General features: G+C 38.1%; 17 protein-coding genes and 1 tRNA gene. 14 read left to right on the forward strand and 4 right to left on the reverse strand.

Translation table 11 applies throughout. The annotated features are described in order from the left end of the window. Positions 1–11: 11 nt before the first annotated feature. From QNI15_RS34665 to QNI15_RS34680, 4 genes are all read left to right on the forward strand, one after another. Positions 12–689: a response regulator transcription factor gene (locus QNI15_RS34665; protein ID WP_313985354.1), complete on the forward strand. Its 678-nt coding sequence runs from the start codon at positions 12–14 to the stop codon at positions 687–689. Further along, positions 686–1,963: a sensor histidine kinase gene (locus QNI15_RS34670; RefSeq protein WP_314036429.1), complete on the forward strand. Its 1,278-nt coding sequence runs from the start codon at positions 686–688 to the stop codon at positions 1,961–1,963. Before QNI15_RS34665 ends, QNI15_RS34670 begins: the two co-directional genes overlap by 4 nt. 286 nt (positions 1,964–2,249) lie before the next feature. Then, entirely contained in the window at positions 2,250–3,710 is a 1,461-nt protein-coding gene (locus tag QNI15_RS34675) for an amino acid permease (RefSeq protein WP_313999037.1), read from the forward strand. Between the two features lie 242 nt (positions 3,711–3,952). Continuing rightward, on the forward strand, positions 3,953–6,130 hold the full coding sequence (locus QNI15_RS34680) for a tetratricopeptide repeat protein (RefSeq protein ID WP_313999035.1): 2,178 nt from the start codon (positions 3,953–3,955) through the stop codon (positions 6,128–6,130). 46 nt (positions 6,131–6,176) lie between these two features. On the opposite strand, the gene QNI15_RS34685 is transcribed toward QNI15_RS34680, so the two are convergent. Both QNI15_RS34685 and QNI15_RS34690 read right to left on the reverse strand, forming a co-directional pair. Then, the gene (locus tag QNI15_RS34685; protein ID WP_313999033.1) at positions 6,177–7,130 is read right to left on the reverse strand and encodes a hypothetical protein; all 954 of its coding nucleotides are present in this window, start codon (positions 7,128–7,130) and stop codon (positions 6,177–6,179) included. A 35-nt stretch (positions 7,131–7,165) separates the two neighbouring features. Next, complete coding sequence (locus QNI15_RS34690; RefSeq protein ID WP_313999031.1) at positions 7,166–8,563, reverse strand: MBOAT family O-acyltransferase; 1,398 nt, start codon at positions 8,561–8,563, stop codon at positions 7,166–7,168. A 212-nt stretch (positions 8,564–8,775) separates the two neighbouring features. Here QNI15_RS34690 and QNI15_RS34695 point away from each other — a divergent pair, with 212 nt between their 5' ends. From QNI15_RS34695 to QNI15_RS34725, 7 genes are all read left to right on the forward strand, one after another. Further along, on the forward strand, positions 8,776–9,663 hold the full coding sequence (locus QNI15_RS34695) for a helix-turn-helix transcriptional regulator (protein WP_314036431.1): 888 nt from the start codon (positions 8,776–8,778) through the stop codon (positions 9,661–9,663). A gap of 84 nt (positions 9,664–9,747) precedes the next feature. Then, positions 9,748–10,287: a YbhB/YbcL family Raf kinase inhibitor-like protein gene (locus tag QNI15_RS34700; RefSeq protein WP_313985374.1), complete on the forward strand. Its 540-nt coding sequence runs from the start codon at positions 9,748–9,750 to the stop codon at positions 10,285–10,287. 633 nt (positions 10,288–10,920) lie between these two features. Next, positions 10,921–12,492, forward strand: a complete 1,572-nt coding sequence (locus QNI15_RS34705; RefSeq protein WP_314036433.1) for a serine hydrolase domain-containing protein — start codon at positions 10,921–10,923, stop codon at positions 12,490–12,492. A 139-nt stretch (positions 12,493–12,631) separates the two neighbouring features. After that, positions 12,632–12,703 (forward strand) — tRNA-Glu (locus QNI15_RS34710). A 445-nt stretch (positions 12,704–13,148) separates the two neighbouring features. After that, the gene (locus QNI15_RS34715; RefSeq protein WP_314036435.1) at positions 13,149–13,994 is read left to right on the forward strand and encodes a helix-turn-helix domain-containing protein; all 846 of its coding nucleotides are present in this window, start codon (positions 13,149–13,151) and stop codon (positions 13,992–13,994) included. 150 nt (positions 13,995–14,144) lie between these two features. Further along, positions 14,145–15,203 (forward strand): serine hydrolase domain-containing protein, encoded by a 1,059-nt coding sequence (locus QNI15_RS34720; RefSeq protein WP_313985381.1) that lies wholly within the window; start codon positions 14,145–14,147, stop codon positions 15,201–15,203. 144 nt (positions 15,204–15,347) lie between these two features. After that, a complete protein-coding gene (locus tag QNI15_RS34725; RefSeq protein WP_313985382.1) occupies positions 15,348–15,740 on the forward strand; it encodes a hypothetical protein in 393 nt (130 codons plus the stop codon). Between the two features lie 99 nt (positions 15,741–15,839). On the opposite strand, the gene QNI15_RS34730 is transcribed toward QNI15_RS34725, so the two are convergent. Then, positions 15,840–17,651, reverse strand: coding sequence for an alpha-amylase family glycosyl hydrolase (locus QNI15_RS34730; protein WP_314036437.1), 1,812 nt, complete (start codon positions 17,649–17,651; stop codon positions 15,840–15,842). A 562-nt stretch (positions 17,652–18,213) separates the two neighbouring features. Here QNI15_RS34730 and QNI15_RS34735 point away from each other — a divergent pair. Next, positions 18,214–18,714, forward strand: coding sequence for a hypothetical protein (locus QNI15_RS34735; protein WP_313985387.1), 501 nt, complete (start codon positions 18,214–18,216; stop codon positions 18,712–18,714). 11 nt (positions 18,715–18,725) lie between these two features. Beyond that, positions 18,726–19,133: a hypothetical protein gene (locus tag QNI15_RS34740; protein ID WP_313999014.1), complete on the forward strand. Its 408-nt coding sequence runs from the start codon at positions 18,726–18,728 to the stop codon at positions 19,131–19,133. Between the two features lie 299 nt (positions 19,134–19,432). Here QNI15_RS34740 and QNI15_RS34745 read toward each other — a convergent pair whose 3' ends face one another. Continuing rightward, complete coding sequence (locus QNI15_RS34745) at positions 19,433–19,597, reverse strand: DUF1328 domain-containing protein (RefSeq protein ID WP_313985391.1); 165 nt, start codon at positions 19,595–19,597, stop codon at positions 19,433–19,435. A 314-nt stretch (positions 19,598–19,911) separates the two neighbouring features. Here QNI15_RS34745 and QNI15_RS34750 point away from each other — a divergent pair, with 314 nt between their 5' ends. Beyond that, positions 19,912–22,071: a S9 family peptidase gene (locus tag QNI15_RS34750; protein WP_314036439.1), complete on the forward strand. Its 2,160-nt coding sequence runs from the start codon at positions 19,912–19,914 to the stop codon at positions 22,069–22,071. Positions 22,072–22,076 lie beyond the last annotated feature (5 nt).

Here is a 22,076-nt window from a genome sequence, read left to right on the forward strand (position 1 = left end):
CATATCCAGCTATGAAGATTCTGATTATAGAAGATGAAAAAGGGTTGTCCGAAAGTATTTCAGATTATTTAACCAAAGAAGGCTTTGTATGTGAGGTAGCCAGTAATTACTGGGAGGCAGAAGAAAAGGTTAATCTGTATTACTATGAGTGTGTGGTAGTAGATCTGATGCTGCCAGGGGGAGATGGATATGATATTGTGGGTATGCTCAAGAAAATAGCAGTCACAACAGGTATCATTATTATCTCAGCCCGTAATGCACTGGAAGATAAGATCAAAGGTTTGGAGTTAGGGTCGGACGATTATTTGACCAAGCCCTTTCATCTATCTGAATTGAATGCGCGTATTAAATCTCTGATTCGCAGACGTCATTTTGGAGGAAATACAGAAATTACTTACCACGAGATTCGGGTACAGACACAATCCCGGAAGGTATTTGTGCAAGATGAGGAGACACCTTTGTCCCGAAAAGAATACGATCTGTTATTGTACTTCCTTTCAAATGTAGATGTAGCCCTGACGAAATCCTCTATAGCTGAGCATCTGTGGGGCGATAATATTGACACTGTGGATTCTCTTGATATTGTTTATTCTCACATTAAAAACCTGCGCCGTAAACTTCTTGAGAAGGGAAGTACAGATTACATACAGTCTATTTACGGCATTGGCTATAAATTTGGTACTCCGTGAAACTACTCACCAAAGCCAGTGGCATTTATCTTCTGTTTCTGTTAAGTCTGTATCTGATTACAGCTTTGGCCTTTTATTGGATCACACGTGTGGTCATCTATGATGAGGTTGAGAGTAGGCTCCAGGTAGAAAAACGTGATTTTGAAGCTTACATACAACTTCATCAGGCATGGTCCAGCAGTTGTTACTTTGTTGAAAACAAAATTGAGGTAGTACCTGCCACTTTCAAAGAGCCGATAACAGAGATGTATAAAGATACACTGATCTACAATCGGTACGAAGACCAGGACGACCCTTTCCGGCAGATAACCTTCTATACAAAAATTGGTAATACCGACTACAAAGTTTCTATTCGTAAGTCGCTGATTCAGACGTATAAGCTCATTGAGGTTATTACCTTTGTGATGGTGACATTCTTAAGCTTGCTGCTAATTTTGATGTACTGGTTTCAGCGACGGTTGTCCGGAAACCTATGGAAGCCATTTTATAATACGTTATCCAAAATCAAGCAATTTGACCTGACCAGTGTGACGCCTATAGACTTGAAGAAAGAAGAAGTAGACGAATTTGACGAATTGAATCAGGTATTGAAACGTATGGCAGAGAAGATGCAGCATGATTATCGGAGTCTGAAAGAATTTACCGAGAATGCATCCCATGAAATTCAGACACCGCTGGCTCTGATTAATGTACGGGTGGAACAACTGCTGCAATCCTCTTCACTTTCTCAGCAACAAACCTACTGGATTGATGAAATTTATCAGGCATCCAGGCGTATGTCGCGATTGCACCAGGGGTTGCTGCTGCTTACCAAGATTGAAAATCATCAGTTTCGGGATGCTGAAGAGGTAAATCTGACAGAACTGGCAAAAAATAAAGTTCTTGACTTTGAAGAGTTCCTGATTATGCGTCAGCTAACAGTAGATGTTGATCTGAAAGAACCGTTTCTGGTAAATATTTCTCCTGCACTTGCAGACAGCTTAGTAAATAACCTGTTGAGCAATGCCATCAAATATAGTAAGCCTGAAGGTATACTACGCATCTTTACGCACGCCAGACAATTATGTATATACAATAGTGGTGAGCCACTGAAAAATGATCCGGAGAAACTTTTTGATCGGTTCAAGAAAGACAGCGATGGTTCAGAGTCATTAGGCTTAGGGCTTGCTATTGTAAAACAGATTTGCGAAAACTACCAGTTACAGCTTCAATACACCTACTCGTATGGAATGCATTGCTTTTGTGTATCCGCTCCTGTTTCCAAATTGTCATAACCTGTATTTTCCCAGTCTGATAGTTGGAAAACCTATTCTCATAAAGCAGGAAAAATACAGAGAACGAAAAGATTATCCTCTGTATTGAAATGAATCTGAAAACGATTTCCTAAGTTTGCAGCCGCTTTTGTTTTACATTGTTCATTTTCCAATGGACAATGTACTTTTTTATCTGCACAGGATCTGTAGCGCAGGATACTGTTATAAAAAGGATTGTCATGTTTAATTATCTTACCAACACATTATCTTATCCAGAGAGATACCTTCTCTGATGTTCTTCATTAACATGTTTAAAAAATCATTGGAAAGCCTGCAACAGGAAGCTGCACAAACTCAGGGAAATACGTTGAAGCGAAGTTTGGGTGCAGTGAATCTGATTGCTATTGGCATTGGGGTTATTATCGGAGCCGGCCTATTCTCACTGACCGGACTGGCTGCTGCAAATAATGCAGGGCCGGCTGTGACCATATCGTTTATAGTGGCAGCTGTAGGGTGTGCATTCAGTGCTCTATGTTACGCTGAGTTTTCATCCATGGTGCCTGTTGCCGGAAGTGCCTATACGTATTCGTATGCTACTGTAGGTGAGTTATTTGCCTGGATTATTGGTTGGGATCTGGTGCTGGAGTATTCTGTAGGAGCGGCTACTATTGGTATCAGCTGGTCTCAATATCTGGTAAAGTTTTTATCGGGTTACGGTATTTATCTTCCTCCACAATTCATCCAGTCCCCTTTTGAAAGTATGAAACTGGCTGATGGTACAGAAGTGCACGGAATTATAAATATTCCGGCAGTACTAATCATCGTGTTGATTACAAGCATCATCATTCGGGGCACAAAAGGATCTGCCTTGTACAATGCCTTGGTGGTAGCTTTGAAGGTAGGCGTTGTCATTGTCTTTATTGCTCTCGGGTGGAAGTATATCAATCCAGCCAACTATCAGCCTTATATCCCTGCGAATACGGGTACTTTTGGAGAATATGGATGGAGTGGAATACTAAGAGGGGCTGGGGTTGTATTTTTTGTGTTCATTGGGTTTGATATTGTAGCCACTATGGCACAGGAATCAAAGAATCCTCAGCGGAATATGCCAATCGGGATTATTGGTTCACTGGCTATTTGTACCTTTTTGTTTGTTGCTTTTAGTCATGTCATGACCGGACTGGCAAATTATACCGAATTTAAAAACAGTGCTGCTCCAGTAGCTATCGCTATTCAGAAAACGCCTTATGCATGGTTGAGCCCCGTGATCATTCTGGCAATTTTGGTTGGATATACATCTGTTATTCTGGTTGATTTATTGGGACAATCAAGAGTCTTTTATTCTATGAGTAAAGATGGATTGCTTCCGGCTGTTTTTTCGGAATTACATCCAAAGTTTCGTACGCCCTATAAGTCCAATATTCTATTGTGTGCATTTATTAGTTTGTTTGCAGGCTTGGTTCCTATCAGTGTAGTTGGAGAGATGACAAGTATTGGTACACTGCTGGCATTTGTAATGGTATGTATTGGCGTAATGATTCTGCGAAAAACAAATCCTGACGCTCCTCGCGCTTTTAAAACTCCTTTAGTTCCTATTGTGCCCATTCTGGGAATTATTACATGTATTATTATGATGGTTTATTTACCAGCCGGTACATGGATTCGATTGATTATATGGCTGGCAATTGGCTTAGTCGTATATTTTGTATATGGCAAGAAAAATAGTAAACTTCGTCAGCAATATTTACAAACAGGATCTGGTAAATAGATTAATTGATCTTTTTAGAGAGAAATAAACCTAGTTAAAAGCTAAACTATACTAAAAGGTCAGGTATTAGATGCCTGACTTTTTGTTTATTTGGTGTTTATCTGTCAATGGTATTTTTTTAAGGGAAATCCATCTTTAAGATGTTTCTATTGTCATAATTTTGAACAAGATGTTTGAACAATTGGATTTAATTAAAAAAAGACTTTACTTAATAAGACGCACGGAACCGCCAGAATATACGTATGCTTTTTATACGAAATATATTTTTAAGTCTATCACTCTTCTTTCTCTTTACAGTTGCTTTTACTCAGGTTACCAATCTAAATCAGATTGTGGCTCAAATGCCTGAGACTTCTGTGGAGACCTATGAAGCATTAGTTGAAAAATACACTTCTGATGTTGAACATTTATCTGATAACCGGCGTGCCTATGAATTGCAGAAAGTGATTACTCTGGCTGAGCAATCTGCTGAACCCAAAACACAGATATACTTTTATATGCTGGCAGGTGCACTGTATTATGGTGAGAGATTCTTTAACAAATCAGACAGTATATATGAGGCTACGTTAAAACAGGCTCTTGACGAGCAATTATATCCTGAAGCAGGTCTTATCTGTATTAAGCTGGGAAATCTTAACCAAAGTGTACATAAGTCTTCACAGGCACTGAAATTCTATCAACAGGCTCTCCTGTATTTTGAAAAGCTACATAAAAATGCATTCATTTTGCGTATACGTTACCTTGTTGGAGATCTCTATTACAAGGTAAAAGATTATACTAATTGTATTGCTAATTTACAGGAGATAGTCAGATCTTCACCGGATTCATTGAATAAACGTGGGTACATATCCACTTTTAACACCATTGGACTGGCATATAGCGATATGAAGAACTATGCTAAGGCTATTCAGTTCTTTGAAAAGTCAATGCAGGCAGCCAGGACCTATAAAGATACCGTCTGGATAGGAATTGCTGCCAGGGGTATTGGGAATAGCTATAAGATGGAGGGAAACTACACAAAAGCTTTGCCTTTTTACTTTCAGGATCTGAATATAGCCCTTTCTCATAAATTCTGGGATGAGGCACTGACTGTCAGTCTGTCTATAGCCGAAGTATATGAATATACAAAACAGTCCAATCTGGCGCAGGATTATTATGAGAAAGCTATTGAATTTCAAAAAAACGTTCATAATGCTGAACTGAACTATACATTTCATAAACAATTAGCCAGATATTACCAGAAGACTGGCAGACATGAATTAGCAACACAAAGTCTATTTTCGGCAGACAGCCTGAGCAAACTACTTTTTGACCAGAGTCAGATTATTCGGGAGATTCGGCTGAAATCTTCTTTTGAATTGGAAAAGAAGGAAAGTGAATACAGACTGTTATTAGCTGAAAGTCGTGAACGACAGCAACAGATTATTTTTGTCACAGTGATAAGTGCACTTATACTAACTTCTTTGTTACTAACCTATATTGTCAGAGAGAAGATTCGTACAAACAAGCTATTGCATTCACAAAAACTCGATCTGGAATATAAAAATGAAGAACTTGCAGCTGTAAGTGAAGAATTAAGTGCCAGTAACGAAGAGTTACAGGCTAGCAATGAAACGCAACTTATATTAATGGACAATCTGCATCAGCGTAATCAGGAAATTGAATTTCTGAATAAAGACCTGGAGCGACAAGTACAAGCCCGAACAACAGAACTGGAGGCTACAGTTTCGAATCTGACTCAGCAAAATCAGGATATTCAACAGTTTACCTATATTGTTTCCCATAATCTGAGAGCACCTGTAGCCCGTATTCTGGGTTTACTGCATTTGATGGAAACAGATACGGATGAGGATACAACCTCTTCTGACCATGAATTGGTCTCCTTACTGCATAAAGCAGCTCATGAAATGGATATAACCATTAGTGACCTCACGTCCATATTATCTATCAAAAATAATGTTGATCAGTATAAAGAAAAGATTGATACAGTAAGACTTGTGAGTTATACGGTGGACCTGTTTAATGATCAGATAGAAAATACACACGCAAAAATAGATAGTAGAGTTGAGGTTCCTGAGATTATTACAATCCGGAGTTATATGGAGAGTATTCTATATCACCTTATTTCAAATGCTCTTAAGTATCGTTCACCTGACCGAATTCCTTGGGTTTCTATTCATATATCTTCCACAGAGAAAGAAAATATTCTAAGTGTAGAAGACAATGGAATCGGTTTTGACCTGGAAGATGCGGAATTGTATAAGATATTTGGCCTCTATCAACGTTTACATACCCATGTAAAAGGAAAAGGGTATGGACTTTTCCTGGTAAAAACACAGGTGGAGGTATTACATGGCTGGGTAGTGGTCAGAAGTAAAGAAAATGTCGGAACTCGTTTTGAAATACATTTACCCAAATAATGGATTGTTTATAGGATAATAGTAGTGATTCCGAATCAAGATAGGGTTAGTTGGATGCATAATTTACTTTAGCAGGAAATAACTCCTTTAATTCTCTCTCTAGTACACTTAAAACAAAGTGCTGTCCCTCTGCACTTAAATGCCCATGATCAATAAATGTATTGTAGTTATTAGTAATGCCTTTGTATTTTTCTTCATTCAGATTAATTAAAACATCATTTTTAGTGAATAAGGCGCTGATATCACTTTCAAATTTCTGGTAATCTGATTTACCTAATTGGTAGAGCTTATAGGGCACAGGACTAAAGTAGCCAATTACTTTAATATTCTTATGACGCAGTTTGATCAACGTTGTATTCAGTTCCTTATAAGCAACCGGATCAATCTCTGTTTTTTCATATTGTCGTTTAGCTGCCTTTTCCTCAATAGAACGTTTGGAATCTATATTGTGTGTTTCTTTTTCAAAATTGTTCCAACCTACTGTATTGTGCAAATCCGGAGCATAGCGATGAGGTGCTATGTTATTATTTCGGACAAAATACAAAAGATACGTTTTGAGCAGGTTGGTAGAACCCAATGCTCCATAATATTCTTCTGTTGTGATATTGGCACTTTTTCGTCCATGATCTTTGGTCAGATAAGGGTCCAGACAGATAATAGCGAACTTCATATTTCCCCGTTCTACGATGTTATCAACCAGATAATTGAGTTCGGAGATGTTAGCACCCATAATGCTGGCATTATATATCTTGTACTCTTTTATTTGTTCGGGATTTAAGTTTGCAGACAGTGAAGGGCCCATAATAAAGCCTTCAAAATTTTCAGGAATATACCGATAGGACATCAGGTATTTGGATGTCCGTTCATTGATATATACTTTACGATCTTTCTTTCCTCTGAATAGTCCATATATATCAATAAAATAATTGATTCCAGCCATAAGCGTTACCAACACGAGGGTTAGTATAACATACGTAAAAAGAAACTTTTTGCTATTCATGATGGATTAAAATATCAGGTGTTGATCTTCTTACATTAGAAATCAAAATAAAGGAAATCATTAGAGGTAATGGAGTTCAGATAAATCAGCCCTATCAGAGTAAGACCTAGCATATACAACAGGTGCTGTGTATTGAATCGGAACTCCTTGGCAAGTTGTGGCGGATTTTTCAAAAACAGGAAGAACATTCCTGCCAGTAAAGTAGGATAGATATAAATATCAGTCAGTACTTTTGAGCCTGTATAGCTGACAGAACCTATCCCTACCATGCTTTTCAGTACAGCTAGTGCATCACCTACAGAGGTAGCCCGAAAGAATACCCAGGCAAAATTGACATATAACAAAGTGATGAGCAAACCAACGCTGTCAGGGATACTAATTTTGGTCTTTTGCCATAATCTATGTACTACCAATCCAAATCCATGCATAAATCCCCAGATAAGAAATGTCCAGTTTGCGCCATGCCATATTCCACCTACCAGAAAGGTTATCATTAGATTATTTAAAGTAAGCAATTCTCCTTTACGGTTTCCTCCTAATGGAATATAGATGTATTCCCGCAAAAAATTGCCTAACGTAATATGCCATCTTCTCCAGAAATCCTGCAGATTGGTAGCTTTGTAGGGTGAGTTAAAGTTGATAGGTAATGTGATATTGAACAATAACCCCGCTCCAATGGCCATATCTGAATAGCCGCTAAAGTCAAAATAAAGCTGTACTGCATAGGCAATAGACGTAATCCAGCTATCTGCAAATGACAGGTGAGTTGCATCACCATAGCCCGCATTCGCAACAATGGCAAATGTATCTGCGATGGCAATTTTCTTTATCAGGCCAAGTAGAAATATATATAGCCCTTTCAGGAAATTCTCTGTATTGAATTGTTTTTTACTTTCATCCTGAAACTGCGGCATAATGTCTTTGTGATGGACGATCGGACCTGCAATGAGTTGTGGGAAAAATGTGACAAACAGACAGAAATTCAGAAAGTCATATCCTTTGGTTTCACCTTTGTAGCTATCTGTAATGTAGGCGAATTTCTGAAAGGTGAAGAAACTGATTGCCAGAGGAAGTGCGATCTTATCAATAACGATATCCTCTGTAAGCAGCAGATTGACATTATCTATAATGAAGTTGGTGTACTTGTAGTAGAGCAACACAGACAAGTTACCCAGAAGACAGGTGATATAAAATATCTTACGGGTTTTTGGATTTTCAATATAGTTTAATTTCTGGCCAGCAAAATAGTTGATGACCATAGAGGTGCATATCAGTAAAAGAAAGATAGGCTTCCACCAGGCATAAAAGAATAGTGAGCAGGCCAATAACCACACTTTGCCTGGTTTGTCAAAACCATAATTGTTTAGCAGGAAATATACCGTTAACGTGATTGGTAAGAAGAATGCCAGAAATTCAAATGAATTAAATAACATGTTGATGTTCAGAATATGAGCAGCTATTTATTCTTCAATGATTTAGGCTTGGTCGTGAAGATATTTACCTACAAAGATACATGTGGCGGGAAAGAATTATTTTATAGTAATATAGAGTGATATTACGTGGTAGGAAAATATAGGATATTGATTCTGTATTCAATCCAAAAGAATAAAAGTATCTTTGTTGAAATACACGTCTTCTCTCTATTGTGAACTTGAACATCCATTCTCTGCCATATGACCTGATAGCTGCATCTGCCGAGCCTGTATTTGCTGAGGGAATTCATATAGTTAGTTATCGGGCAAAAGAAAATTCAACAAAAAATCGGGTAACATTAAACCAGAATCTGTTTAGCTTTCTCACAGAAGGGCAAAAAGTGGTTTCGTACTCACAAAAACATGCTCGTATTGATTCTTCCCAGTTTCTGTTGTTGTCTTCCGGTAATTGTCTGATGACTGAAAAGCTTATTTCAGAGCAGGGTGGCTATAGCAGTACTTTGTTGTTTTTTGATAATAAAGTGTTAACAGATTTCTTTTTGAAATACGCTGATCTATTTACCCGTTCTTCCGGAAAGAAAGCATCAGATGAGCCCTTTGTAGTTTTTGAGAAAGATGACTTTCTGAAAAATTATATTACTTCATTGAGTCTTATGTTATCTGCGAGCAAAAGAGTTCCTGAAGAAATGGCGCAACTGAAGTTTGAAGAGATTATGTTGTATCTGGCAAATAGATTTCCTGAGAAGCTATTAGGCTTGCGTACCTGTATCCAGGAAGATCAGAGTGATTTTGAGATTCGGAAAACAGTTGAAACACATAGTGAGAATCATGTTACCATAGAAGAACTTGCATTCTTGTGCAATATGAGTGTTTCGACATTTAAGCGCCGATTTACAAAGCTTTATGGGACATCTCCTAACAAATGGATGCTTCAACGCAGAATGGAGACTGCCGCCAGGCTATTGCAACAGGCTGAAGAAAAACCAAGTGATGTGTATTACAAAGTAGGATATGAAAATCTATCCAGCTTTATTCAGTCCTTTAAACAGACTTTTGGAGTTACCCCTAAAGAGTATCAGAACCAGAAGTTGAACGTTTAGCAATAGTTTTTGATCTGATAGCCTTACTCTACTCTTTTTAGGTACAGCTACCTTTGCATTGTAACTAATAAAACAACAGATACAATGAAAAAAGGACTTGCATTATTTACAGCCTGCCTGATGATTGGCACTATGGCAATGGCCCAGACATTTACGTTGAAGAGTAAGGAAGTTGGAGGACAAGCTACTCAGAAAGAATTTGCCAATAGCTTTGGATGTCATGGAAGCAATATATCTCCTCAACTCTACTGGGAAAATGCTCCTGCCGGAACACAAAGCTTTGCTGTCACTATTTATGACAAAGATGCACCTACAGGAAGTGGTTTCTGGCATTGGGTGATATTTAATATTCCTGCTAATGTTACAGAATTGAAAGCGGGAGCTGGAGACATCAGTAAAGCATTGGCCCCTGCTGGTTCTATACAAAGTGTAACAGATGCTGGTGCACCAGGATACATCGGTCCTTGCCCGCCTCCAGGTGCCCCACATGAGTATTTGATCACCGTGTATGCCTTGAAGAGCAAACTTTCCCTGGACAAAAATGCCAGTCCTGCGTATGTGGGATTTAACTTGTTTGGAAATACCATTGCCAAAGCCTCTATTGTGATGTATGCTCAACAATAGGAGAATTGACTGTTGATTACTTTTTTACCGGAAACATGAGTGATCCCGAATGTTGGATATGAATAAAACCCAAGCCTATATTTTTGAGAATAGTATAGGCTTGGGTTTATTTTTGAAAAATCTCTCTTCCTGAGTTTGATTATTGTTCCTTTTTTCACTCTACTTGTGGCTTCTTCATTTTTTTGATTGTCTCTTCCTGTGTTGGTTTATTGTCACTTACAACACTCTTCTTGTATCTTCTTCATTTTTTGCTTGCCCAAAAAACGAAGCAAAAAAAGGCACTTTTCTCCGATCCTTCCCCCCGCAGGCCAAAGGCCAACCTCGCGGAGAAAAGATTCCCTACGCACCTACACAGCCACTCGCGATTGAAGTGAATATAACTCTCTTTGTAACTCTTTTGTTTCTACTATTCTAAAGGATCTGATATTCTTTTTATCAAAATTCGGGATGACTCATATTTCTTTTTTATGCTATCTAATAAATGAGTGGTTTGTAATAGGGATAAATAATAGAATATTTTCTTTAAAATATTGTAGATTGCTCATGTTTACGAAGCTCTTATTATACTGAGCAGGTGCCACTTCTGGCAATAGGTAGACGCTACAATTCTGCCACTTTTCACCAACCATTACAATGAGCACAAACAGAAGAGATTTTATAAAAGGTATCGGAGCTACCGCTCTGGGCATTGGCTTATTTCCCACAGATTACCTGTATGGTAGCATGCTGAATCAGAAAGGTATTTCAGGATTGGCGCGTACAAGTCCTGAATCACAAGGTGTTTCTTCTTCTGCAATTCTTAATTTTATAAAAGCTACCAGTACTTCCAACATAGACTGGCATAGCTTTATGTTGTTGCGTCATGGAAAAGTAATTGCAGAAGGGTGGTGGCAACCGTTTGCTGCTGAGTATAAACATACGTTATATTCACTGTCTAAAAGTTTTACGAGTACTGCTATTGGATTGTTGGTGAAGGAAGGAAAGCTAAGTGTCGAAGATTCTGTATTGTCTTTGTTTGCAGATGAAGCGCCTTCCTCTCCGGATGAGAATTTAAAGCAGATGAAAGTAAAACATTTGCTTACCATGAATACCGGACATGGAGAGGATACTATGCCTAAATTGCGTGAGCAGGAGAAACAACAAACCTGGACAAAAACATTTTTGAGTCAGCCTGTAGCCTTTCAGCCCGGAACGCATTTTCTCTACAATACAGGAGCAACCTATATGCTGGGAGCAATTGTACATAAAAAGACGGGGCAGACACTGACGCAATATTTGGAGCCGCGTCTGTTTCAGCCATTAGGTATTAAAAATTATGACTGGGAAGTCTCACCTCAGGGATTGAATACGGCCGGATATGGCTTGCGTGTAAAAACGGAAGACATTGCCTTATTGGGACAGTTGTATCTGCAGAAAGGCAAATGGAACGGAAAGGAAATCCTGACAGAAAGCTGGGTTGAGGATGCTACCAAAGCACAAACGACCTCACAGGCTGGGGATGGAGATTGGAGTCAGGGGTATGGATATCAGTTCTGGCGGTGCAAACCTGGTTTTTATCGGGGTGATGGTGCATTTGGGCAGTATTGCTTCGTTATGCCACAATATGATGCCGTACTAGCTGTAACAAGTGAAAGCTGGGATATGCAAAAATCAATGAACGTTGTGTATGAACATCTGCTTCCCGGAATTAAAGACGGCAAGTTAAACGAAGATGCTACTACTTTAACAGAATTGAAAAAAGAACTGGGTAGTTTAAAATTATCTGTTCCTATAGGAAATGTGCAGTCTCCATCTGCTGCAAAGTGGAATAAGAAAGTCATTCAACTGGAAAAGAATGAATATGGTGCTACACAACTACAATTTGATTTTACAAAAGATGCTTGTAGCTTGACAATAAAGACAGCAAGTGGACCACATACAATAAAGTTTGGATGGCAGAACTGGCTGGTGAACAAAGATTCTGTTCCTTATATTTTTTCGGTAGCTGGCAGAAACCCTGTACCTTCAAAAATAGCTGGTACAGCTACCTGGATAAACGATACTACCTTACAACTCAACCTTCGGTTTGTGGAGGCTATTCATGGAGATAAGTTGACATGTGTCTTTGATGGAGGCAATGTTTCTGTTGCTTTATTGAATAGTGTAGCTGAAAATGCGAAGAATAGTCCTGAAAAGAGGGTTGGCCTAATGGGAAAGGTAAGTTGAGAGAAAAAAAGTTACAGAGCTATATTTTTGATTACTAGCCTATTAGGTGCTTTGTGGCTTTTTTGTGAAAATATTTTTTGTCAAATGTATGTGTTTTTAAAAATATTCACATACATTTGCACCCCGATTAAGGAACAACGGTCTATTCGTCTAGGGGTTAGGACGCATCCCTTTCACGGATGAAACACGGGTTCGATTCCCGTATGGACTACGGCTTGGGACAAAGAAGGACTCTTCTTTGTCCCTTTTTTATTTATATTCCTGCATAGAAATCAAGTCAAAAGCCAGAAAAATGAAAGCATAAAAGTTTGTCTAAAAGCTCAAAACTTTTCTAGAAATAAGTATTGAAAAATAAAAAATGATTAATGGATAAAATTAATTTATTGGTTACAACCACTATACTAACAATTTTCATCTCATTATTTCTGTCATTGTTTTTGGGCACGGTCAAAACAGAACATAAGTTAAGTAATCGCCTTTTTGCTTTCTTTCTACTTTTAACTGCAATTGATGTTAGTGGAAATCTAGACTATTTGTTTGACATTCCTTTATATGCAAGAATATTCAGAAGTTCACTTTTTTTCTTGCGACTCCCTACATTCTATTTATATCTCTTATCTGTCTGCTATTCTGATTTTAAGCTAAAATCAAAACATTTGCTTCATATTATTCCTTTTTTACTAGCTAATTTAATTCTGATACCGCGTTTTTACATTGTAGATCTCGCTTCTAAAATTGGTTTTCTTTCACAGAGCAGTAGCAGGTTGGAGATACAACTCAATCATATTCTCATACATAGTCAAATTGTAGCATACATTATTGCAGCTTTTTTGCTTTTAAGAAAAGCAAAAAGAGTATATCTTGAAAACTATGCAGGAGCCAATATTGAGTCACTTAATTGGTTACTTCAGTTTACGCTGGCACTATCAGGGTTTTATTTTATTGCGTTAGCAAAGAACGTCTTTAAGTTTATCGAGTATCCCCACATTTTAGAGTGGCTGAAAATCGGGCTTTTTTTATTTGAGTTGCTCATAATTAGTTGGTATTTATACAAAGCCCTAAATAACCCAAGCCTATTCAGAAATGTTGATTCGAAATTAAAGCTTGTAAAAGATATAATTTCTGAAAAGAAACAGAGTGAGCAATTAGTTACAAATGATAAAGAACATAGTGAAGAGTTAGTGAAACTAAAGAGGTACATGGTTGAGAAAAATCCATTTCTTAATCCAGATTTAACCATTCAGGATGTTGCTACTGATATTGAAATGCCTGTTCGGGATCTGTCTCTTTTAATTAACCATACATTAGACCAGCACTTTTACGATTTTATTAATTCCTATCGAATAGAGAGGGCTATGGATATCTTAAGAGATGATACAAAAAGTAAGGTAACTATTCTGGAAATTCTCTATGAGGTAGGCTTTAATTCAAAATCTTCTTTTAATACGGCTTTTAAAAAGCACACAGGTAGTACGCCAACTGCTTACCGTAAAACTTTGTAAAGCAGTAGTTTGTAATTATTCGTACTTGTTTTTGCTACTATTCGTACGTATTCTTTGAAACAAATGCGTTCGACTATTTTTATTCGGTCGCATAGCATTAATCCCTTTCTCACATTTGTATCGAATATTTTTAACACAAAAACCGATACAATGAAAACTTCACTACAACTCTTAACAGTTCTATTATTAGTCAGCACCTTTTCTTTTGGGCAAGATCTCTCCAAACAGATTGACTCATTAATAAAGGATAACTATCAAAAAAATCCTGATGTAGGTATTAGTGTTGGCTTTATCAGGAATAATGAAGAATACTATACTGCCTATGGTAATCTGAATGCAGAAAGTCAAATAGCAATTACTAAAAACTCAGTATTTGAAATTGCATCTATCACGAAGATTTTAACTTCAAATTTAGTTGCACAGGCAATTATCGATAAAAAAATAAAAGCAGATGATTATATTGATGACTTCCTTCCCAAAGGATATGTCTTACGTAAAAACCTTAAAAATAAAATAAAGATTTCTGACCTGGCCTCTCATCAATCAGGCTTACCTGATATCGATTTTGGAAAACTCATTGAGCTAAATCCACAGCAACCTATAAATAGTGTAACTAAAAAAACATTGACTACCATGATCAATAATTGCAGTGAACTCATTGATTATGGTAGCTATCGTTATTCCACTATTGGATATACATTGCTTGGGCAGATATTGGAAAAGGTGTATGGGAGGAGTTATGCTGAAATTATCAGAGAAAAAATGATAGAGCCGTTACAACTAACAAATACATTGACTAAAGACTTCAATGTCAAAAATAGAACAGTTGGTCATAATGCGGATGGTGGGATTCAGGAATTCTTACAATGGAATATCACTGCATCTGCCGGATTAGTAAAATCCAGTGCTTCTGATATGGTTACGTTTTTAAAAGTGGTCTTAAATGAAGAAACTGAAATAGGTAAAGCGGCTATTCTTACAGAAAAAGTTTTCTATAAAGATGAAAATAGAGAAATAGGATTGGGTATAAACATCATGACAGATGATAAAAATACAATCTACTTAAAATCAGGAGATTCTATGGGACAATCTTCGATTATATGTTACAATAGGGCTAAAAATTGGGGTATCATACTACTTCTAAACCAACGGAGTTCAAAAATGAGGCAAAGCCTGTTGAATGAGATTTATGAGAAAGTTTTAAAATAAATCCGATAGTGTAGGTTCACAATCTATGCTCACAATGGTCAATAATTTAACAAAGGGGGTATTGCCTTATTTAAAAGGATACCTCTAAACAGTTACTAATAGTCGCTTATATCTAATAAATGAGTAATATCAAACTATACTCACTTGGAAACTCATCTAAACTTAAAGACTCCAACAGAATCATCTGTTGTATATAGTAAATCCTTCCTGTTTCATATGGCATCTGTCTATACCAATGGCGATGCATTGGTAAAAGAAAATTTCACTGCTGAAGAGCAGGAGATACTTCATCCGGAACAGACCTATGATTGGGATGATGAAGAAGAAATGGAGGTGCCACGCGAGCTGACACCTGTAAAAATTAGTGAATTACTGCCCTTGCTAGAGAAGTTACTACAACTACTGAGACAGGATACAGAGACAGGAGATAAAGAAATGCAGGAGTTAGCTGCTTCTGAACTGGATGAGATTATTCCAGAGTTACAAGGTCTACAAAAGATTACAAATGAGGTAGAATATTCTCAGACTGTTATTTAGTCATAGATTATAAAATAACTTTCTTGCAGGACTTATTACAAAACAAAAACGACTTCAACCTAGTGAAACCGTTTTTGTTTTAATCAATCTGCCTAATGTCTAATCCTGAGAAAGAATGATTGCGCCATAAGGAGCGATAGACACAGTCGCGAAGGCGCCATTTTGGTCAGCTTTGGCAACAGTGTCATACACAGGATGATCTGTAAATTCATCATCATACCCACCCCAATCGCTGTTAAACCGCACCTTCCATTTTCCTTTGGAAGGCATTGGGATAGTGTATTGGGCATGTTCCTGATCTCTGAAGTTCAGCACTACAACTACACTGTCTTTCGGACCACCTTCCATCCAGCGATGGTAGGCTACTATTTTATCCTCATGATTTACATACATAATGTGTATGTGCTGACCCATTAACCCTTTGGTAGTCTCATGACGGTTTGTGCGTAAATAGATCAGGTCACGGTGTAGTTTAATAATCCCTTTTACATCCGAGAAACGGTTCCAGTCTACCGGATCTGTATCTGAGAACCATTTGTCTTCCAGTAAAGGTTGTCCCTGAAATAACATCGGAATGCCCGGCGCTGTTAATACCATCGCCACACCTAATGCTGCCCGTTTTTTGGAATAATAATTAGTTACGTTGCCAGGAGATATTTCTTCCGCTACACGTGCTTTGCCATTCGCTACCTCATCATGTGATTCTGTATAGACTACTCGTCCAAACGAGTCCAGATTGTAACGGCGTGTCAGTGCATGAGTAACAGCATCCATATTTCTGTCATTGTCATGCATTGTGATAATAACATCCCGGATTGGATGTACAAAGTCAGCATCCCATTGGGAACCATACCCACAACCGCCATCCTGAACTTTCGCTGTCACAAAGTCATTTCCATGCAAATCTTCTGCAATGGTAAGCTTATTAGGATATTTCTCTGAGATTTCCCGGTTAATCCATTGTAAAAGGCTGAATCCGTCATGCAAGTTGTCGGCAGGGTTTTCGTTTGCATGCACATTACGGATGTAGGGGATCATATCCATCCGAAGACCATCACAACGATACTCTTCAAGCCACATCAAGGCATTGTCCCGAATGTATTGTCGTACTTCTCCTCTGCCATAATCCGGACGTGTATCTCCCCAGGGAGTAGTTGACTTCCAGTCATTATAGAAATAGATTCCTCCTTTATTGTTTTCACTCCAGCCATCAAACTGCCACAAGTCCATATCGCTAGGTCCAAAGTGATTATACACTACATCCAATATCACGGCTATATTGTTTTTGTGACAGGCTTTGATAAATGACTTAAAGGCATCCGGACCGCCATAAGCTGACTCAATAGCAAAAGGGTGGGCAGGATTATATCCCCAGGAGTAATCTCCTGCAAACTCAAATGGAGGCATAATTTCAACTGCATTAACCCCCAGTGCTCTCAAATAAGGCAACCGATCAATGGCAGAATAAAAATCACCTGGTTTGCCTTCTTCTGTTACATTGAATGTGCCAATATGGAGTTCATAGATCACCAATTCGTTCCAACTTGGCATCTGATAGGCGTCATCTTCCCAATCAAACGAATGAGCATCATAAATAACTGAGTTACCAACAGAGTTGGTTACTACCCGTGCATAAGGATCGTTTCTGGATAGCTTACGGCCATCCATTGTATGGATGATGTATTTGTATTCATGTCCCGCCTGGGCATTTTCTACATTGCATCCCCAATAGCCATTTTCTTCGGGTTGTAATTCGTTTTTGGTTTTAGCCCATTTATTGAATGTACCTGTCACATATACTTTTTCAGCATGTGGAGCCCATACTCTAAAATAGGTTCCTTTACTATGTAGGATAGAGCCCATGCCGGCTACCTGTATACTTGGGTGGGTAGATGTTTTTGCTTTTGTCATATTGTCAGTAACTGTTTAAGTAATAAGGTTATTCATTGTTTTGATGGTTGGTAATATGCCTGTGTTTTACGCTGATTGAAGTATAGGTAGGCTTTGTTTTGAGAATAGAAAAAAGCATGCTCATTACAAATCCTGATTCTAATAGATGAGAAGTCAGAAGAAGGAGGCTTGATATGGGGAATTTATCATGATAGCTGTCTGCTTGTCAGTAGTTTGTGGAAAGTGTTCTACAGATTCAGAAGACAGGAATCTGTATTTCTCCTCTTTTATTTGAAGAAAAGAATAAAAACCTATATCTGTATATTTCTTTTTATTAGATTGGCAATTGTTTGATTCACAGATGATTGTGTTGTGAAATATTTTTCTGTCTATTAGGTTATGTTTTTAAAGGAATACTTTACCAATAGAATACATACTTGTAATGGTGTTTTCTGGTGGATTATACATGTTAGTAAGGAAGACTGTATAATGCCTTTTCGAATATGGTATGATTTTCGTATAGAACCCTGTACCTAAACAAATCACTTATAATTCAATTATTCAAAAACAAACTTATCAACTTATGGAAACCATGAATCTGACCTCTTCCGTTCCTTCATCAGAAACTACTGACCATACTTTAACACCTTTGACAGAAGTTATGGATCTGCACAAGATCAGAGCTGCATTATATACCAAAATCGCAGCTACTACAGATGACTCTCTGATGAAGACTTTTTTTCAGCGGATGGCTACCAGTTCACGTCGTTTTCGTACAGAGTTAACTTTGTTCTCAGGTAAAAGTTCAGACATGATCACTGAGAAGGTGATAAAACGTATTGAAAACATATGGTCTGATGCTGGTCAGTATCTGCAGCAGAATAACATGGCTGGCCTGTTACAGACATGGAACTTGCTGGAAGAAGTTATGATTGATGCCTATCTGAAAGTTGCTGCCAACAGTGGTGTACGTGGTAATTTCCGGAAGGTAATTTTAAAGCAAATTGATTCAATTCGTAAAGACCGTAATGTGTATCGTTTTGTAGAAAGTATTTTTTTACAAAAGATGCAACCTACAGCTTAATACTAAAAACTATGAAAAAGTATAAACTTTCATTAGGTATAGCTCTGGTATCACTAGGATTGATAGCCGGTGCTTGTTCTTCAAACCGTAATATGAGCAGTTCTGGTAATAAAGTAGAACAAGCTGCTGATAAAGCGGATGCAGAACTGGATAAAGAAAGAGCAGATTTGAAACTGGAAATTCAGCAAGGTTTGGATAAACTCGATACAAGATTGGATAAGCTCAGAGCCGAAGCAAAAGATGCTTCCGGCGACGCCAAAGACAATCTGGATGAACAAGTGAAGAAATTGGAGAAATCCAGAGACCGTATGAATAATTACTTATCTGATGTTGGCAAACAAACCAAGTCCAACTGGCAGAAATTCAAAGCTGACGTACGTTCTTCTTTTGAAGACGTGAAAGAAGATATCAAAGACTAAAATACTATGATAATGGTTTTACAGCAAAAGGGTTGACAGACATGTCAACCCTTTTGCTGTTGTAGGAAAAGGTAGAATTGTCATTGTTTCTACAGTGGCAGGATTATTTTGATATAAGGTGAGTAGGTATAAAATAAATAAGCACAGTAACAACTTGTGTTACTGTGCATCGAGGATATATAGATGGGACTATATAGAGGAATCTTATATAGTAAATAGTTTAGTCATTTAGAATCTGTTTTAATTAGTTAAAGTTCTGATAGATCTTACGGGGTCTATCAGAACCTGTAAGGATTTTGTTAGGCTCGACGGAGCATACTCATTACCAAAGAAATAACTAAGGCAATCAAGAATATGTAGAATATGATTTTCGCGATGCTGGCAGCGCCTGCTGCGATACCTCCAAAGCCAAATAATGCTGCAACCAGGGCAACTACTAAGAAAATTAATGTCCAACGTAACATAGTTGATAGATAGTTTATAGTGAATAACTTGTTTCTGTACTATATAGATAAAATTCCCTGCCATTGCCTGAAAAGGGCTTTTTAGCATGTTTTGGACACTTATATTTCTTTTGTACCCGGATTTTGTGGAAAATCATACATAGTCTGGGCAAAATTCCTCTACATTGATAGACAGAACCTTACAGAAGATGTTGTTATTTGAATTGCCAGATAGGTTTTTGTCCGTATTTTTAGCAATCTGAATACCCGGAAAGCCTACCAGAAGAATTATAATAATACATAGTCCTATTCCATAACCTAAACAAGCCATATATATGAAGAAACTCTTTCTAACTGTTGTCTGTACATTTCATCTTGCACTTCTTCTGGCTCAGAACGGAACTGAAAAAGTTCTGGTGACAGATTTGTTAAAGATCAAACAGGCTGGAAATATCGCTTTGTCTCCTGATGGGAATAAAGCAGTGTATACCGTGACATCTATTGAGCCAGATGTAGATAACAAAGATGACTATAAGTACAATACTCAGCTCTTCCTGACAGATCTGAACACAAATACTCAGCAACTGACTCGTGGTGAAAGTATCCGTCAGCCTGTTTGGTCACCTGATGGGAAGAAAATTGCCTTTGTGAGAACTGTCAAAGGAAAAGGGCAAGTGTTTGTATTGCCGCTGGATGGAGGAGAAGCTTTTCAATTAACCCAATCCAAATATTCTGTCTCCAACCCTCAATGGGCACCCGATGGGAAACAGATTCTAGTGGCTGTCTCTTTGCCTTTTGGTGAATTACTGAAAGATAGTTTATTTAATCCAACCAAGCAGCCTCCTTCCTGGAGCCTTGAGAAACCAGGATTCATACATAATGAATTTGTCAAACTGAAAGATCAGACCAAACCTAATCCGGATGGTTCACTCGAAGAAATCAGAGCCTATCTGAATAAAGACGTAGAGGATAAAAAAGCGAAAGTTATTAACCGTCTTACTTTTCAGGGAGAATCTACTACAGAACCTGAACTAAACTTTAATCACCTGGCTGTAGTAGCTCTAAAGGAAAATGCAACGCTAACTCCTCTGACAAAAGGCTTTTACTCATTTGGACAAGCTAGCTGGACTCCAGATGGTAAACAGATTATCTATGTAGCCAATGGAAGCGGAACAGAACAACATCCCGACAGAGATCTGGATAGCCGTATTTTTGTAATGAATGCAGATGGTAGTAATTATAAACTTCTGCTGGGTGAGAAAGGGAAACGATACAGCAGTCCGGTACTTTCTGGTGATGGAAAAACTCTGGCTTTTCAGCTATCTGCTTCTGAAGGACTGAACATTCCTGTACTCGCTACCACCGCTTTGGGTGTAGGTAATGCATCTGTTGCCAGTATTACATTTGACCGGAATGCAGGTAACCTGAAGTTTAGCTCAGACAATAAGTTTTTATACTTCTCTGCACAATCGAATGGTGGACAGCCTGTATATCGATATGATCTGAAAACAAAGAAGATTGACCAGTTGTCTGATTATACTACAGGTATCACAGACTTTGATATTTCAAAAAACAAGATTGTGTATGCCCGAACAGAAATAGTGAATCCTTCTGAAGTATATCTGGCGGATGCATCTCTTAAATCAGCAAAACTTCTGACTGATCTGAATGTTTCCTGGTTAAAAAATAAAAGACTAAGCCTTCCTGAAAAGCATACGCTTATCAATGACAAAGGGCAAACTATCGAATATTGGATCATGAAGCCCACCTTTGTAGAGAGCGGAAAGAAATATCCGTTATTACTGGAGATGCATGGTGGCCCTACAGCTATGTGGGGGCCAGGAGAGCAAAGTATGTGGCATGAGTTTCAGTTTTTCTGTTCTAAGGGATATGGTATTGTGTATGCTAACCCAAGAGGTTCAGGAGGATATGGACTGGATTTCATGAAGGCTAACTATCGTGATTGGGGAACAGGACCTGCCAGTGATGTATTGGCTGCTACAACTGCAGCTGCTAAAGAATCCTGGGTAGATACTACCAGACAGGTAATTACAGGTGGATCCTATGCGGGGTATCTTACTGCCTGGATTGTAGGACATGATAATCGATTCAAAGCAGCCTTTGCCCAACGGGGAGTGTATGACCTAACTACCTTTATGGGGGAAGGAAATGCATGGCGTCTAACTCCAAACTATTTTGGCTATCCGTGGGAAGCGCAGAAAGTGCTGGATGATAACTCTCCTTTGACATTCGTAACTAACATTAAAACACCGTTGTTGATCAAACATGGGGAAAATGACTTGCGGACAGGTGTGATTCAAAGTGAAATGTTGTATAAAAGCTTAAAAATATTGGGAAGAGACGTAGAGTATGTACGTATGCCAGGAGCAACCCATGAATTGAGCCGTTCAGGTAATGTGCGTCAGCGGATCGATCGTATGTTACGTATTTATGAGTTTATGGAACGATATATAGGAGACAAAAAGCAGCCATAAAGTCT

The organism is Xanthocytophaga flava (assembly GCF_030068545.1).
Taxonomy (GTDB): Bacteria; Bacteroidota; Bacteroidia; order Cytophagales; family 172606-1; genus Xanthocytophaga; species Xanthocytophaga flava.

Bases quoted from the DNA above. Each gene is read 5' to 3' on its own strand.
- QNI15_RS34720 (WP_313985381.1), top strand. From the start codon at position 14,145: ATGAAAACTTCACTACAACTCTTAACAGTTCTATTATTAGTCAGCACC.
- QNI15_RS34730 (WP_314036437.1), bottom strand. From the start codon at position 17,651: ATGACAAAAGCAAAAACATCTACCCACCCAAGTATACAGGTAGCCGGC.
- QNI15_RS34665 (WP_313985354.1), top strand. From the start codon at position 12: ATGAAGATTCTGATTATAGAAGATGAAAAAGGGTTGTCCGAAAGTATT.
- QNI15_RS34705 (WP_314036433.1), top strand. From the start codon at position 10,921: ATGAGCACAAACAGAAGAGATTTTATAAAAGGTATCGGAGCTACCGCT.
- QNI15_RS34750 (WP_314036439.1), top strand. From the start codon at position 19,912: ATGAAGAAACTCTTTCTAACTGTTGTCTGTACATTTCATCTTGCACTT.
- QNI15_RS34745 (WP_313985391.1), bottom strand. From the start codon at position 19,597: ATGTTACGTTGGACATTAATTTTCTTAGTAGTTGCCCTGGTTGCAGCA.
- QNI15_RS34685 (WP_313999033.1), bottom strand. From the start codon at position 7,130: ATGAATAGCAAAAAGTTTCTTTTTACGTATGTTATACTAACCCTCGTG.
- QNI15_RS34700 (WP_313985374.1), top strand. From the start codon at position 9,748: ATGAAAAAAGGACTTGCATTATTTACAGCCTGCCTGATGATTGGCACT.
- QNI15_RS34740 (WP_313999014.1), top strand. From the start codon at position 18,726: ATGAAAAAGTATAAACTTTCATTAGGTATAGCTCTGGTATCACTAGGA.
- QNI15_RS34690 (WP_313999031.1), bottom strand. From the start codon at position 8,563: ATGTTATTTAATTCATTTGAATTTCTGGCATTCTTCTTACCAATCACG.
- QNI15_RS34735 (WP_313985387.1), top strand. From the start codon at position 18,214: ATGGAAACCATGAATCTGACCTCTTCCGTTCCTTCATCAGAAACTACT.
- QNI15_RS34680 (WP_313999035.1), top strand. From the start codon at position 3,953: ATGCTTTTTATACGAAATATATTTTTAAGTCTATCACTCTTCTTTCTC.
- QNI15_RS34675 (WP_313999037.1), top strand. From the start codon at position 2,250: ATGTTTAAAAAATCATTGGAAAGCCTGCAACAGGAAGCTGCACAAACT.